The organism is Psychrobacter sp. AntiMn-1 (assembly GCF_001854065.1).
In the GTDB taxonomy this organism is placed as follows: Bacteria; Pseudomonadota; Gammaproteobacteria; order Pseudomonadales; family Moraxellaceae; genus Psychrobacter; species Psychrobacter pacificensis.
On record NZ_CP012969.1, the window covers coordinates 2135267 to 2150605 of the forward strand.

At 46.3% G+C, this 15339-nt stretch carries 13 protein-coding genes; 10 read left to right on the plus strand and 3 right to left on the minus strand.

Annotated features, from left to right (window positions below; genetic code table 11):
* Positions 1-248: 248 nt before the first annotated feature.
* The 9 genes from recG to AOT82_RS09110 all read left to right on the plus strand — a co-directional run bounded on the left by recG (position 249) and on the right by AOT82_RS09110 (position 12465).
* The gene (gene recG, locus AOT82_RS09070; protein WP_071002727.1) at positions 249-2600 is read left to right on the plus strand and encodes an ATP-dependent DNA helicase RecG; all 2352 of its coding nucleotides are present in this window, start codon (positions 249-251) and stop codon (positions 2598-2600) included.
* Between the two features lie 73 nt (positions 2601-2673).
* On the plus strand, positions 2674-3357 hold the full coding sequence (locus AOT82_RS09075; protein WP_071002728.1) for a TetR/AcrR family transcriptional regulator: 684 nt from the start codon (positions 2674-2676) through the stop codon (positions 3355-3357).
* Between the two features lie 102 nt (positions 3358-3459).
* On the plus strand, positions 3460-4815 hold the full coding sequence (locus AOT82_RS09080; protein WP_083328910.1) for an efflux RND transporter periplasmic adaptor subunit: 1356 nt from the start codon (positions 3460-3462) through the stop codon (positions 4813-4815).
* Positions 4812-7901 (plus strand): efflux RND transporter permease subunit, encoded by a 3090-nt coding sequence (locus tag AOT82_RS09085; RefSeq protein WP_071002729.1) that lies wholly within the window; start codon positions 4812-4814, stop codon positions 7899-7901. The genes AOT82_RS09080 and AOT82_RS09085 overlap by 4 nt, the downstream gene beginning before the upstream one ends.
* A gap of 202 nt (positions 7902-8103) precedes the next feature.
* Positions 8104-8622 carry a hypothetical protein gene (locus tag AOT82_RS09090; RefSeq protein WP_071002730.1) on the plus strand — a complete coding sequence of 173 codons (519 nt, stop codon included), beginning with the start codon at positions 8104-8106 and terminating at the stop codon, positions 8620-8622.
* Between the two features lie 272 nt (positions 8623-8894).
* Positions 8895-9887 (plus strand): DUF1852 domain-containing protein, encoded by a 993-nt coding sequence (locus AOT82_RS09095; protein ID WP_071002731.1) that lies wholly within the window; start codon positions 8895-8897, stop codon positions 9885-9887.
* 57 nt (positions 9888-9944) lie between these two features.
* The gene (locus AOT82_RS09100) at positions 9945-10973 is read left to right on the plus strand and encodes a methionine synthase (protein WP_071002732.1); all 1029 of its coding nucleotides are present in this window, start codon (positions 9945-9947) and stop codon (positions 10971-10973) included.
* A gap of 103 nt (positions 10974-11076) precedes the next feature.
* Positions 11077-11580: a flavin reductase gene (locus AOT82_RS09105; RefSeq protein ID WP_025646795.1), complete on the plus strand. Its 504-nt coding sequence runs from the start codon at positions 11077-11079 to the stop codon at positions 11578-11580.
* 66 nt (positions 11581-11646) lie between these two features.
* Positions 11647-12465: a sulfite exporter TauE/SafE family protein gene (locus AOT82_RS09110; protein WP_071002733.1), complete on the plus strand. Its 819-nt coding sequence runs from the start codon at positions 11647-11649 to the stop codon at positions 12463-12465.
* A gap of 417 nt (positions 12466-12882) precedes the next feature.
* On the opposite strand, the gene AOT82_RS09115 is transcribed toward AOT82_RS09110, so the two are convergent.
* From AOT82_RS09115 to AOT82_RS09125, 3 genes are all read right to left on the minus strand, one after another.
* Positions 12883-13407, minus strand: coding sequence for a PaaI family thioesterase (locus AOT82_RS09115; RefSeq protein ID WP_071002734.1), 525 nt, complete (start codon positions 13405-13407; stop codon positions 12883-12885).
* A 65-nt stretch (positions 13408-13472) separates the two neighbouring features.
* Positions 13473-13877 (minus strand): hypothetical protein, encoded by a 405-nt coding sequence (locus tag AOT82_RS09120; protein ID WP_071002735.1) that lies wholly within the window; start codon positions 13875-13877, stop codon positions 13473-13475.
* On the minus strand, positions 13852-14730 hold the full coding sequence (locus AOT82_RS09125; protein ID WP_071002736.1) for an alpha/beta hydrolase family protein: 879 nt from the start codon (positions 14728-14730) through the stop codon (positions 13852-13854). The genes AOT82_RS09120 and AOT82_RS09125 overlap by 26 nt, the downstream gene beginning before the upstream one ends.
* An 86-nt stretch (positions 14731-14816) precedes the next feature.
* On the opposite strand from AOT82_RS09125, the gene AOT82_RS09130 reads away from it, so the two are divergent.
* Positions 14817-15182, plus strand: coding sequence for a MerR family transcriptional regulator (locus AOT82_RS09130; RefSeq protein WP_071002737.1), 366 nt, complete (start codon positions 14817-14819; stop codon positions 15180-15182).
* Positions 15183-15339: the final 157 nt, after the last annotated feature.

Consider the following 15339-nt stretch of genomic DNA (forward strand, 5'->3'; position numbering starts at 1 on the left):
CCATGTTGTAGAAAATAAGACAGCTACTATTTATATAATAGATGTAAACAAGTTGTCTTAAAGGGTTTTGCAGTCATGACGGAATAGCTTAGCATAAGTCATTGACTGTTCAGCTATAATGAGATGAATCGATGTTTATATTTTGCTGTTTTTACGGGTCATTTTATGACAATCTTTCTTAGGTGAGTTATATTTAAAACAGCCGATGACATAGATAAAAATAATAAATAACCTTGTTAGGATCTTTGATGCCAGTATCGATGAATGTTTCTTCAGCCAATTCAGCAGACCATATAAGGCCTGACTTGCCACTCTCGGCGTTAGATATGCCAGTGACAGCGTTGGCAGGTGTTGGGACAAAGGTAGCGGAGCAATTGGCACAATTGAATATTAAGCGGATATTTGATTTGCTACTGCATTTGCCGCGTGATTATGAAGATCGCAGTCGACTGGTATCAATCGCAGAAGTGGCTCACGGACAGTCGGCTATGATTACCGGACGTGTGGTCCATGTCGATACTAAACGTAGCGGCATGACCGTAACTGTGAACGATGATACGGGCACCATAGCTTTGCGGTTTTTTAAAGTCTATCGCGGCCTTGCGCAGACCATGAATGTGGGGACGCGATTACAGCTGTTTGGTGAAGTCAAAGTCAGTCGTTACGGCAAACAAATACACCATCCTGAATATCAAGTTATCACAGATAATATAGCTACGACTGATACGGGTCTACAGCCCATTTATCCGAGTGTGAAAGGCTTGCACCAAAATAAACTACGCACTTTGATCAAGCTGGCCCTGCAAACGGTTCGTAGTCAGGGTCTACCGATGACGTTGTTTACGAAGGAGGATTTTGCCGTCGTGGCTGACTTACCATTAGTACCTTTTGAGCCAGCCAAATCTTTACTGCTAGAGACAGAGTTTCCAGAAGATATTTTTTCGACATTGGCGCGAAGTGTGCCTGATCATGTGATTGGCAATAGTGTGAATAGGCCTACTGCGTCCGTTTACAACGTCAATAATGATAGCCATAGCGCAGCTGCTCGCATCGCTCATAGCAATGTTTATAACTTAACGATATTTGAAGCGCTAGTACTGCTACATACACCGCCCACCTACACCAACGCAAGCCAGCAATACAAACTGTTGACCCAACTGACTGCGCGTACTCACGCTGCCTGTCAGCGCTTGATTATCGAAGAGTTGACCGCCCATCAGCTTAGCCTGTTGTACCGTCGTCAGCAGCTGCATCAGCACAAAGCACCCAAATGTACAACCCACAGTCCGCTAGCTGATAAGCTGTTTGGTGCATTGCCGTTTGATCTAACAGGTGCACAAAAACGAGTGATGAAAGACATCACGACTGATATGGCAACCTCTATCCCAATGCTACGACTGGTACAAGGCGATGTGGGCGCTGGCAAGACTTTGGTTGCAGCAGGAGCGGCGGGTTATGCGCTTGATAGTGGTTGGCAGGTGGCAGTCATGGCGCCGACTGAGATTTTAGCAGAGCAGCACCTCGTGAACTTTAAGCAATGGTTTGAGCCGCTAGGTATCGGTGTTGGTTGGCTCGCGGGTAAGCAAACTGCCAAACAGCGCCGCGAGGCCTTAGAAGCGGTTGCGGAAAACACGGTACAAATTGTCGTTGGTACGCATGCCTTGTTTCAAGAGCAAGTACAGTTTGCCAAGCTAGGGCTCGTGATCATTGATGAGCAGCATCGATTTGGTGTTGAGCAGCGTATGGCATTGACCAATAAAGGCGTTGCCAATAGCACACCGCATCAGCTAATCATGACCGCTACCCCGATTCCACGAACGCTTGCCATGAGCGTTTATGGCGATATGGATACCTCTATCATTGATGAGCTGCCGCCAGGACGTACCCCCATTACCACGGTGACCATCGATCGTAATCGCCGCGATGAGGTGATCGAACGCATTGCCGTGAATTGCGAAGCGGGCAGGCAAGCATATTGGGTGTGCTCCTTAGTCGAGGCGTCTAGTGTGCTCGATGCACAAGCAGCTGAAGCCACGTATGAAGATTTAAATGAGCGCTTAGACATTCGCATTGGTTTAGTACACGGCAAAATGAAATCTGCGGATAAACAAGCCATCATGCAGGCGTTCAAGGCGGGTGATTTGGATTTGTTAATTGCCACAACCGTGATTGAGGTGGGGGTTGATGTGCCCAATGCATCACTCATGGTGATCGAAAATGCGGAGCGTCTAGGGCTTTCACAATTGCATCAGCTTCGCGGGCGCGTTGGGCGCGGCTCAACCAAGAGCTTTTGTGTGTTGTTATACCAAAAACCATTATCAGAAACAGGCACGGAGCGTTTGAACGTGCTACGTGATAGCACTGATGGTTTTGTTATCGCTCAAAAAGACTTAGAGCTGCGCGGACCGGGTGAACTGCTCGGTAAACGCCAGACAGGCAATGTTGGCTATTATTTGGCCGATCTTATCCGTGATGAGCAGTTATTTGCGATTGCGCAGCGTTTGGCCAAGCACTTGATTGCAGACCCTACCAGAAAAGCGGATGTCAGCCAATTGATTCATCGCTGGATGCCTGAGGCGAGTCGTTATACCAATGCTTAAAAGGGCTATTATTATATACCGTTTGGATATCTAAAACGTTTGACTCAATCAATTGATTGATTAATAATGACCCATGACAAAATTATCTGAAATTGACTTTGAAACCGCGCTTGATCGAGTCGAATCTGAACCTAGTAGTAGCGCCGCCTCCATTTTACGATGCGCCGAAGCGCTGTTTTCGGCTAAAGGCTTTAAAGCGGTTACTACTCGAGATATTGCCAAGGCTTCTGGCAAGAATATTTCCACCATTCACTTTCACTGGCAAAGCAAACGGTCGCTGTATGAAGCGGTATGTAGAATGCATGCTCGTCAGCTGTTGGCTTTTGTGTCTCAAACAGAAGCCGCGATTGCAGATAGTACACTTGAGCCCGCCCAAGCGTTAGAGCAGTGGATCGATAAAACTTTGGATTTACTGATTGAGAATCCAGCGATTGCTAAGCTAGCGTCACAGAATATCTCAGTACAAAATAACCCAGAAATGGTGACTTTGTTTGAACATGACATTCAAGTATTGGCGCGGTTTCAAGGCTATCTGTCTACATTTCTTGGTCCAACTGACGATCATACTAAGCCATTGCGCCTGTTCACCTTGCTTTATTTTACCATCGGTATGTTTACAGACTCGTCACTACAACAAGCCACGCTTGGCGGGTCGGTTTATGAGCAACCAGAGTTACAACAACAGCTTAAATCGTTTGCAAAAAATCTCGCAATGAGCTTGCTACAAAGAAATAGCGCACTAACCACTAATTCATAAGCTGTTCTGACTAGTGGCTGTCCAGTAATTGTTTTTGAGTAATGGTTTAAGTGAGCGTTTAAGCGCTGCTTTTATTATTATCCGTATTTATAGAGACCGACTATGAGTGACTTTAAAGACCCTGATAATAAGCAAGAACCGACTAGCGGACAGCAAACCAATATTGAGACACCTCAACACGCTGAGCTACCCCCGTATCGTCAAGCTGAGGCTACCTCTACCAATAAATCTGCAAAACTACCCCCGTTGCTCATACCTGCATTGATTGCGGTGCTGGTGATTGGGTTTGTGCTAGGTAAGTATTGGGGCGGTAGTGCAGACGAGTTACGAGAGGAGCCAGTCGCCTCTAGTGGTGTGGCAGGTGGCAATGAAGCTGATAGCACTGCGAGTATGGAGCAGTCTGTTTTGTCAGTAGAAACCGTTAGCCCAAGCCAAGATGATATCGGTCGCACACTTAGCGCTGATGGCACCATCAACGCCAAAGATATCGCTAGTGTCAGTGCAAAAGTCAGTGGTGTGGCCATCGAGCGTGTATTGGTCGAAGAGGGCGACCGCGTGAGAGCGGGGCAAGTGCTCGCAATGTTTGATACCGATGCGATGGAGCAGCAAGTGCTGCAAGCTGAGGCAGATGTGGCAGAGGCAGAAGCCACACTTGCCAACGCCAGCGCCGATGCGGCCCGCGTATTGCCACTCATCGATATTGACGCCATTAGTAAACAAGAAGCCGATCGCTACCGTACTTCTGAGGTACGTGCCCGCGCAGCTTTGCAAGCATCCAAAGCCCGTTTAAGCAATCAGCGTTTGACCCTTGATAATGCCACAGTAGTTGCGCCAGTCAGCGGCGTCATCAGTGATAAAATGGTGGAGGTCGGCATGGTCGTCGGCATGGTCGCAGGCGGTGAACCGCTATTTACCATCATAAAAGGCGGGGAATTAGAATGGCGCGCAGATATCGATCCAAAGCTTGTCGGCGATATCAATATTGGTACACCTGTACGAGTCGCTCTACCCGGTGATGATAGTGTGATGGGACAGGTGAACCGTATCGCACCGACGGCAGATAATAATCGCCAAATCACCATCTATGCTAGCCTAGCGGCCAACGCAAAAGTACGCGCTGGCATGTATCAAACGGGTGAGTTTTTATTGGGTAGCAGCAACACCCAAACCGTTCCTAACAGTGCGGTGGTCAGCAATGATGGCTATGACTATGTGATGATGGTCACACAAATTCGCACCAACCACGCAGCGCAAAAAACAGGCCGTATCAAGCAGCAGCGTGTGAGTTTGGGTGAGCGTCTCGGCGATAGTGTGGCGGTCACAGAGCCATTGCCGAGCGACAGTCAAATCGTCAAGCAAGGCGGTAGTTTTTTAAACGATGGCGATTTGGTGCGCATCGTCGATGGTCTTAATCAATCCAATAATAACGCTGATACAGCTTCGCAGGCGCGCTCATGAGCCTAAATGTATCTGCTTATTCGATTAGAAATCCGTTGGTCGCTATTTTGCTGTTTGTACTGCTGACGTTGGGCGGTATCTATGGCTTTATGCAAATGAAGGTGCAGCAGTTCCCTGACATTGATTTGCCTGCCGTGGTAGTGACCGTCACCCTGCCTGGCGCGGCACCTACCCAGCTCGAAAACGACATTGCCAAAAAAGTCGAAAATAAGCTGACCAGTATCGAAGGTGTCAAGCATATTCGCACCACCCTACAAACCGGCGCTGCCACCATGGTCACTGAGTTTGTCCTAGAAAAAGACATCCAAGAAGCGGTCGATGATGTGCGCTCAGCCGTCGGTGAGGTGCGAGGGGATCTGCCAGCCGCGGCCAATGATCCGATTATTACTAAGGTCTCAACCGCAGGGTTTCCGGTGGTGACGTATTCTGTCGCCGCAGAAAACATGAATGTGGCAGATCTGTCTTGGTTCGTTGATGATACGGTCACCAAACGGTTATCTGATATCCCTGGTGTCAGTACCGTTAGCCGTATCGGTGGCCTGCAGCGTGAGATCACCGTGGCAGCGGACCCGATTGCGCTCAGTGGTTTAAAGTTTCCTATCTCTCAGCTATCGCAGCAAATCGCTGGGATTCAGCAGGACAGCTCAGGTGGTGAAGCCGAGGTCGGTAAAACCACGCAGACCATCCGTGTCCTTGGCGCCGTTGAGCGAGCGAATGAGCTTAACGATGTACAAGTCGCAGTTCCCACTGGCGGGACGCAAGCGCTTGGACGTATGGCGCAAATCACCGATGGTGCTGCTGACCCAAGTTCGATTGCTAAGCTCGATGGGCAGACGGTGGTGGCGTTTAACATCACCCGCTCGCGCGGTGCCAGTGAGGTCGAGGTCATGGAGCGCGTCGATGCCGAGCTTGCCAAACTGGCGGCCGATACGGGTAATATCAGCATCGAAAAAGTCTATGATCGAGCCACCCCTATTGCCGAGGATTATCAAGCATCACTGCGTATGCTGATAGAAGGTGGACTATTGGCCGTCGTGGTGGTGTTTTTATTTTTGCGCAATATCCGTGCGACCATTGTCGCAGCTGTGGCGTTGCCATTGTCCGTTATTCCTACCTTTTTGGGTATGTATCTGTTTGGCTTTAGTCTCAATATTATTTCTTTATTGGCATTGTCATTGGTGATTGGGGTGTTGGTCGATGATGCCATCGTAGAGGTCGAAAATATCATTCGTCATCTGCGTATGGGCAAGACACCTTATGAGGCGGCGATGGAAGCGGCTGATGAGATTGGTCTGGCAGTCGTTGCTACTACCTTTACCTTGATTGCTGTGTTTTTGCCGACGGCCTTTATGGGCGGTATTGTTGGGCAGTTCTTCCGTCAGTTTGGCTGGACAGCGGCTTTATCGATATTTGCGTCCTTGATGGTAGCGCGACTGATCACGCCGATGATGGCAGCTTACGTACTGCGGCCAGAAAAAAATCGCGTGGAAAAACAAAGCGCGCTGATGGATTGGTATCTTAAGATTGTTTCATGGACCTTACGACAACGCTGGATCACCATCGGCGCAACTTTGATGCTGTTTGTCGCTTCATTGATGCTGGTGAAGTTGCTACCAACTTCCTTTATTCCTGACAATGATATCGATCAGACGCGTGTTGAGATTGAGCTGACGCCAGATGTGGCGCTCGAAGATACCGAGCGCGTGGCAGCGATGGCCAGTGAGCGTATCTTGGCCATGCCCGAAGTGACCAATATCTTTACCTCGGTAGGGGAGGCGCAAGCTGCTATGGAGCCCAGCTCTGGCGGCAAAGCCGAAAATATCGCAGGGCTAGATATCGTCCTTGCGCCGCGAGCAGAGCGTATCTCTAAGCAAGAGATTGAGCGCAAAATCAGTCATCTGCTCGCGGAGGTACCTGGCGCACGCTTTACCGTTGGTCTATCGAGCGGCGGTGAGACAGGCTATAACTTTTCTTTGACCAGTACCAATCCAGAGGTGCTAGAGCAGACCGCCCAGCAGATTATGACTGAAATCCGAGCGCTGCCCAGCGCCGGCGCAGTGACCAGTGACCGTAGCCTGCCGAGGCAAGAGCTTACGGTCATGCCTGACAGACTGGCGATGGCAGATAAAGGCGTCACCACGCAAGATATCGCCACCACGCTACGAGTGGCGACGGTCGGCGACTATGAGCAGCGCTTATCTAAGCTTAATCTCGATACTCGGCAGATTCCTATCGTGGTGCGTCTACCCGATGTTGCCAAGCAAAACGTCAGCCAATTAGAAGGCCTATACGTGCCAAGCGCGCTGCCTGCAGGACAAGGGGTACGCGTGGGCGAGGTGGCCGATCTAAATTTTGGGACAGGCCCGGCCCAGATCAACCGGCTCGATCGTGAGCGCGCCATTAGTATTACTGTGCAGCCTTCTGATGGCGAGCTTGGCGACTTGGTGCAGGCGGTCAAGTCGGTACCAGCGATGCAGACGCTGCCGCCATCGATTACCATCATTGACCAAGGTCAGGCAGAAAACATGGCAGAGCTGTTTAGTGGTTTTGTCATTGCCATGTCGGTCGGTGTGGTCTGTATTTTGGGCGTGCTGATCTTATTATTCGGCCGTTTATTACAGCCATTTACCATTTTGATGGCACTGCCGTTATCGATAGGCGGTGCGTTTGTGGGTTTGGTCATTACCAATAGTAGTCTGTCGATGCCGTCGATGATTGGTTTTATTATGCTCATGGGTATCGCAACCAAAAATTCAATCCTACTCGTCGATTACGCGTTGATTGCTCAGCGCCGCGGGCTCGCGCGTTTTGAGGCCATTATGGATGCCTGTCGCAAGCGTGCGCGGCCTATCATCATGACCACCATTGCGATGGGCGCAGGGATGCTGCCTTTGGTATTTGGGTGGGGCGATGCCGATCCGACGTTCCGTCGCCCGATGGCCGCAGCTGTGCTGGGCGGCCTTGTCACCTCGACACTACTAAGCTTGGTAGTGATTCCGGTGGTATATACATTGATGGATGATCTATCGGGATGGTTTGCCAAATGGCTGGTGCCACATGGGAAGAAGAGAAGCCCACATATTTAACATACTGCAATACACAGTCATCATGATGATCATGCACCCCATACGTGACTACCGCGTATGGGGTTATTTGATACTTCTCACAACCAAACTGTCATAGAACCCATATGCCTTTTTACTTATCGTTTAATTGTCTGATATATCAATACGTTATAGTAACGCCATTATCAAACCGTATTCTATGATTTGTCATTAGGAGGCACTCATGAAGCTAACCGCCATCATTTTCAGTATGGTCGCCGCCTTATCACTAACCAGTTGTGCAACGCGGCAGGCAGCCAGTACCGACTGGACCCCATATCTCAAATCCATGCAAAAAGGCTGTGATTATCCTAACCCGACAACCAGCAGCTTGCCCATAGCGTATCAGCAGTCCATTATTGATACCGATACACGTATCAAACCTTACAATTCGTCTGATGAGGAGCAACTGGAGCATTTGGACGAAACCATCACCACTTACACGCTAAATAACGCGACCGCCTTTGGTAAACAGCTCTCAAAAATTGAATATCTCAGCGGTTTTGAATGGTCGCATTTAAAGCTGTATTTTGCCAATAACCCACAGTCGCTACGCAGTGGATTTACGCTGCCTGTTGATAAACATGATATTAACACCGTAACCAAAAACGACAGTAGCGGCTATCAAGTGACAGGCGAGGGCTTTACGCATTTAACGTTTGATAAAAAAGATAACAGCATTGCTTGTGGGTTTGGGGTGTAGCGTAAAGTAAGATTTTTGGTGATGTATATTTTTCAGAAGTAAAACTAATAAACCTTAAGATAGTAGCGCTGCTGTCTTAAGGTTTTTTTCTATCTATAAAATATATCTAATAGAAAATGACGTATTTATGATTAAAAAAAGTCACAACTACTAATAATGAATAAAATTCAACTTATAATAAGTTTATATCGTTTTTATTCATGTTAAAGATTTGTTTAAATATACCCATACAGACATTTAGTATTATCTCAATTTGTAGGGTAGGAATCACCATGACTAAGCCTTTTGCATGCTCAATCAAGCACATTCGTTTTGATGAAAACTATCAGCCTGCCAGCAGCACGCGCATGACGACCAACTTTGCCAATCTGGCGCGCGGCGAGCAGCGTGAAGACAATCTGCGTAAAGCGTTGACCATGATTAACAACCGCTTTAACGCGCTGGCACATTGGGACAACCCCAATGCCGATCGTTATTCGGTCGAAGTGGACATCGTGTCTGCCAACATGGATATCGAAGGCAATGGCGATGCGTTCCCTGTGATTGAGATGCTACAAACCACCATCGTGGACCATAAAGAAAACAAGCGCATCGATGGCATGATTGGCAACAGTTTCTCATCTTACGTGCGCGATTATGATTTTAGCGTGGTGCTACTGGAGCATTTTAATAAGCATCCAAATACCAAAGCGCCTGACGACTTTGGCGACTTACACGGCAAATTGTTTCAATATTTATTGAACTCAGAGGCCTACAAAGCCCACTTTAACAAACAGCCTGTGATTTGCTTGAGTGTCTCAACCAGCAAGACCTATTATCGTACTGCCAATCAGCATCCAGTATTGGGCGTAGAATACAAGCAAGATGAGTACTCATTGACCGATGATTATTTTCATAAGATGGGCCTAGTCGTACGTTACTTTAAGCCTGAGGGCAGCGCTGCACCATTAGCGTTTTATTTTGCGGGTGATTTGACCAGCGACTATACCGATCTTGAGCTGATCAGCGCAATCAGCACGATGGAGACGTTCCAAAAGATTTATCGTCCTGAGATTTATAACGCCAATTCAACGGCAGGTCAGGTCTATCAGCCAAGCCTAAAATACCAAGACTATTCGCTCACGCAGATTGTCTATGACCGTGAAGAGCGTAGCCAAATGGCGGTCAAACAAGGCAAATTTACCGAAACGCATTTTATCAAGCCTTACCAAGATATTCTTGAAGCATGGGCAGCCAATTACGCTGTAAACAAGAACGTCGCTTAAAAAATCCAAATATAAAAGCGCACGCTATAACACCTAAAATAGAGAAGACAATACGACATGACTTTATTATTACCAACATCGACCGCTGGCAGCTTGCCAAAACCCTCTTGGTTGGCAGAACCTGAAAAAATTTGGTCGCCGTGGCAACTTGACGGTGAAGAATTGCTTCAGGCAAAACAGGATGCGCTGCTAGTATCGCTACAAGAGCAAGTGCAAGCAGGCGTCGATATCGTCAGTGATGGCGAGCAAACCCGCCAGCATTTTGTGACTACATTTATCGAACACTTAGACGGCGTCGATTTTACCAATCGTAAAACCGTTAAAATTCGTGATCGCTATGAAGCAAGCGTGCCGTCGGTAGTGGGCAGTGTTAGCCGCTCAAAGCCTGTGTTTGTAGATGATGCAAAATTTTTACGCAGTCAAACCGACCAGCCGATCAAATGGGCGCTGCCCGGCCCGATGACCATGATCGATACGCTGTATGATGGTCACTACAAGAGCCGTGAAAAACTGGCATGGGAGTTTGCTAAAATTCTCAATCAAGAGGCCCGCGAGTTAGAAGCAGCAGGCGTGGATATTATCCAATTCGATGAGCCGGCGTTTAACGTCTTTTTCGATGACGTCAATGATTGGGGCATTGCGACACTAGAGCGTGCTATAGAGGGACTTCAATGTGAGACAGCAGTACATATCTGCTACGGTTACGGCATCAAAGCCAATAACGACTGGAAAAAAACGCTGGGCTCAGAGTGGCGTCAGTATGAGCAAGCGTTTCCTAAATTGCAGCAGTCCAATATCGATATCGTCTCATTAGAATGTCAAAACTCACATGTGCCCATGGATTTGATAGAGCTCATCCGCGGTAAAAAAGTGATGGTTGGTGCAATCGATGTCGCCACTAATGATATTGAAACTCCTGAGGAGGTAGCCGATACGCTACGCAAGGCCTTACAATTTGTCGATGCGGACAAGCTGTACCCCTCGACCAACTGCGGTATGGCGCCGTTGTCTCGTGAGGTGGCACGCGGCAAGCTACATGCGCTGAGCGCTGGTGCGGCAATCGTGCGGCAAGAGCTGAGCGTTTAGCAAAACTTAACAAGTTTTGGCTTGTTTAAGCTTATGAGTGGCCTCAGTAAACAAGGTACTTATAGATTTAACGTTTCTCAGGATTGTAGTAATGATAAAAGATATGATTGAAGCCACTGACTTTAGAGATGCCATGGCGCTATTGCCCACGGCGGTCAATGTGATCACCACCAATGGTCCGTCAGGCACTCATGGGTTTACTGCCTCGGCGGTATGTAGCGTCACTGATACACCGCCGACACTGCTAGTATGTATGAATCAAGCGGCGCGCTCGCATGGGCATTTTGTGGATAATAAAGTCTTGAGCGTCAATGTGCTTGGTGCCCAGCATGAACACTTATCTAATGCTTTTGCTTCTAAACTAAGCTCAGATGAGCGCTTCGAGCAAGGAGTTTGGACTGAGCTTGTGACAGGCGCGCCTATCCTGAAAGATGCGCTAGTGAGCTTTGATTGTGAGATTGAGCACATTCAAGAAGTGGGTACGCATAGTGTGCTGATGTGCCGAGTGGTCGCTATCAAACCTCCAGAATCCCCAAGCGGGCAAGATGAGAGTTTAGTGTATTTTAACCGTGCTTATCATTACGTCGGTCAAGTTGAGCTTGTATAAGTCATAACTGGCATTAATATAGAGCACTTGCTCAGAAAATAAATCTATATAAGAAGACACTATCCCGTGGAACTACTCATTTTTTTAATCATAGGTGCACTAGCAGGGTTTGCGGCCGGGCTTTTCGGCGTGGGCGGTGGCACCATTATCGTACCGCTGTTATTTATCGTCTTTACCCAAATGGGCTATGATGCCGATACCATTATGCATCTGGCTTTGGGGACGTCGCTTGCGACCATCATCGTCACTTCGATCAGCTCGCTGATGGCGCATAATAAAAAGGGCGGCGTCATGTGGCCGGTCTTTAAAAATCTAGCACCTGGTTTGGCGCTAGGGTGTTTTTTGGGAGCAGGGATAGCAGGGCAAATATCAGGGTTATATCTGCAGCTTATCGTCGGGGTGTTTTTACTGTGGGTCGCTTATAGAATGTTTACCGCTGGTAAAAGACGTACACATATGAGTGATGCGAGTCATACGCCTGTGGTATTACCGTCTAAACCCAAGCAACTTGCGGCAGGTGGTATTATTGGTGTGGCTTCGGCCATTTTTGGTATTGGCGGTGGCAGCTTAACGGTGCCGTATCTCACCCGTTATAATGTGGTCATGCAAAAGGCGGTAGGCACGTCGGCGGCGTGTGGTTTGCCTATTGCCATTGCTGGTGCGCTCGGCTTTATGTTCTTTGGTATGCAGCAGCAAGTTGATGTACCCAATACCATTGGCTTTGTGCATATTTATGCCTTTTTGGGCATTGCGAGTATGAGCTTTTTTACCGCTAAAGTTGGGGCAAAAGTCGCTCATATGCTCTCACCGCCACTGTTAAAGAAGTGCTTTTCGGTATTGTTATTCGTAGTGGGACTTTATTTTCTGTATAAAGGGTTATTTTGAAGATTTGGATTGGTGTGTTTGAAATATGAAGACTAAGAACGATATGATATTGCTTAATATTGAAAATCACGCCTAGTTTAGTAATCTATTATAAAATGCTACTTTTCTTGCTTGCTGTGACTGCGTCTCCAGAGGCTGCGAAAAATAGCGTTTAATCTTGCTATACCATTTTTATAATGGTTTCACTATAACATCCATTATATTCTTAGCGGTTTTCTTTGGTTTAGAAGCTATTAGACTTGAGACTGTCAGGTAAGCTTCATTAACTATAGTTAGCTGAATGTAAAACTGTTATGGATTTAAACGCGCTACTGGTATAAATTTTACTTGCGTGCTGCGTTCCCAGAGGCTGCGCAAAATTCATCCCAGTAGCGCTATGACATTTTTAGAGTGTATTGACTATATCGAAAATTCTATCTAAACATCAAGAATGATGCAGGTTGTGGTGGCATGAGCATACAACTTGCCATCAGGCCCTACAATTTTTCCTTCAGCAGTTGCTGTTCTTCGACCAGCATGAATGACTTTACCTTCAGCCCGTACTAAAGGTGTTGCCACTGTCAAAGCTCGCACCATATTTACTTTTATCTCTAAAGTTGTATAGGTTTTTCCTGCTGGTAAAAGGGTATGTACAGCGCAGCCAACAGCAGAATCTAAAAGCGTACAAAACCAGCCACCATGGACTGTACCCAATGGGTTGTAATGATGACGCTTTGGACGCCCTTGAAAAACGGCAATACCTTTTTCCATATGAATAGGAGTGTAGTCGAGCGTTAGACCAATAGGAGGATGAGGCAGCTCTCCTGCAAACATAGCGTTAAAAATGTCCATACCGCTGCGAGTGGTTAAGTCTGATAATGGAATGACGTCAGCGTCACCTAGCTTTTCTCTAATACGTGCTTCTTCTGTTTCCCATGTTGCTATAGTTTCTTCAACATTCATTTTCAATTCCTTAAAACGATAAATAAGAGGTTAGCTCATTCTTATAAAGACCAAAGTTTTATCAATTAGTGTTCTTGATGTTTGCTTTTATTTTTAAAATACATCGTTACATAGCCGTTTAACCAAAAAGCACATATTGCTTGAAACCAGATAAGACTGTGCATGGTGATCGTCATAATATTATCAGTCTCAACGTTGTAGTGTAGTAGTGACAATAAACCCATCAAGGCATACAAATAAAGCCACCAATGCCCCTTGCTCATCTGGCTTTTGACAGCCACGATCAAGCCGTAGATACCGATTGGTGTCATGACGAACCAAAAAGCATCTACCAGATGAGGGGATAACCAATCAGGCTCAGGATAGTGGTCAAAATAAACCACATTATGAACATAGTGCAAAATGCTCGAGAACACATTAAGTAATACAATGAAAATTAAGGTCTTATAATGTTTGTAACGATTTATCATGGTGTACCTTGTTGATCGTCTCTAAAATATCTTGCCAAATATGAGTGTTCTTGCTTCTAAAATAGCCAAAATGCCCAATTGATTGGTCTGATCCCTTGCTAATGGTATAGCGTTTAAAAGTGATGGGTTGATCGCTAGTCACATTTTTCCAAAAATTATGCAGGTTGCGTTCAGTGCAGATTTCATCATCATCGGCAGTGAAGACGAAAGTTGGCACATTAAAATTCTTGTAAGTCCCAAGGGGAATGGTTTTCCCATAGAATTTATCTGAGAAAAACAGCTCTTTTTCTCGGCACCAAGCCCCCCATTCATCTGTAAAACCAGCTGGCAAATCTTCCATGAGTTTGAAGCTTTTAGCCGGCACATAATTAAAGACTTTATTACTAAGCGGGGCTAAAAAACGGAAAAAGAAGTTAGCCTTAAGACGATAGCGAAGCGGCATATAGCTAAAGTATCCTGCTGAGACAGCCACTGCAATTAGAGCATCTAATTGATCGGCGTTATGAGCCAGACCTACCTGTTGACCACCAGTACTATGACCCACACAATACAAGGGTAAATCCTTAAATAGGCGCTTAGCTGTATCGATGGCAGCTGGAATGTCATAGCGCCCAATATCAGAATACTGGTAATGACACTCCTTTAGATGACTTATTTTAGAATCGCAAAACCCTCTATAGTTCCAAAGAATGACATGAAAACCATGCTCTCTTAAGTATTTAGCAAACGGCAAATAATAAGAAGTTTTAGTAGCGGTTCCTGGATTTATTAGAACAACGGCCTTAGGGTTATTCGCTTTATAGAGGGTTGCACGCAGCTCGACGTTGTCGTCCGTCAGAATATTTATATCCATAAAAGAACCTACTTGTTGTTAATTAACGCCTACTATAAACTATGGACATTACTCCACAGTCAAGCGTTAATTGAGGGTGCTCGCTAATGAATATAAAAGAATTAACTGAAACAGTCGGACTAAGCAGAGATACCATTCGTTTTTACGAAAGGGAAGGATTAATTTCGTCACCATCTAGAAAATCTAATGGTTATAGAGATTACGATAACAGGATTGTAGAACAGCTCAATATGATTATTATGGCGAAGGAGTTAGGTTTCACCTTAAAAGAGATTAGAGAGCTAACAGAGCTATTGTATTCAAACAACCTGACGCAATCACAAATGGGTGAAAAGCTTCTAGAAAAAAACAAGCAAATTGAAGTTAAGATTCTAGAGTTATCTAAAATGAAAGCGTTAATAGATGATGCATTAAAAGGCATGTGTTCTTATAAGGATAAGCTAGCGCTTTAATCTAAGTTATGAAAGGTCCCGATACAGTACCTCCAGGTCTCAAATCATCTAAACCAATATCATGGGATAAAATTGACCTACTGCTATTTACTGCCTCAATCTTGTACTTTGCTTAAGGGAACTCAGACTTCATGAACTCAGCTATCTCTTCCTTGGT

Bases quoted from the DNA above. Each gene is read 5' to 3' on its own strand.
- recG (WP_071002727.1), top strand. From the start codon at position 249: ATGCCAGTATCGATGAATGTTTCTTCAGCCAATTCAGCAGACCATATA.
- AOT82_RS09075 (WP_071002728.1), top strand. From the start codon at position 2,674: ATGACAAAATTATCTGAAATTGACTTTGAAACCGCGCTTGATCGAGTC.
- AOT82_RS09080 (WP_083328910.1), top strand. From the start codon at position 3,460: ATGAGTGACTTTAAAGACCCTGATAATAAGCAAGAACCGACTAGCGGA.
- AOT82_RS09085 (WP_071002729.1), top strand. From the start codon at position 4,812: ATGAGCCTAAATGTATCTGCTTATTCGATTAGAAATCCGTTGGTCGCT.
- AOT82_RS09090 (WP_071002730.1), top strand. From the start codon at position 8,104: ATGAAGCTAACCGCCATCATTTTCAGTATGGTCGCCGCCTTATCACTA.
- AOT82_RS09095 (WP_071002731.1), top strand. From the start codon at position 8,895: ATGACTAAGCCTTTTGCATGCTCAATCAAGCACATTCGTTTTGATGAA.
- AOT82_RS09100 (WP_071002732.1), top strand. From the start codon at position 9,945: ATGACTTTATTATTACCAACATCGACCGCTGGCAGCTTGCCAAAACCC.
- AOT82_RS09105 (WP_025646795.1), top strand. From the start codon at position 11,077: ATGATTGAAGCCACTGACTTTAGAGATGCCATGGCGCTATTGCCCACG.
- AOT82_RS09115 (WP_071002734.1), bottom strand. From the start codon at position 13,407: ATGAATGTTGAAGAAACTATAGCAACATGGGAAACAGAAGAAGCACGT.
- AOT82_RS09120 (WP_071002735.1), bottom strand. From the start codon at position 13,877: ATGATAAATCGTTACAAACATTATAAGACCTTAATTTTCATTGTATTA.
- AOT82_RS09125 (WP_071002736.1), bottom strand. From the start codon at position 14,730: ATGGATATAAATATTCTGACGGACGACAACGTCGAGCTGCGTGCAACC.
- AOT82_RS09130 (WP_071002737.1), top strand. From the start codon at position 14,817: ATGAATATAAAAGAATTAACTGAAACAGTCGGACTAAGCAGAGATACC.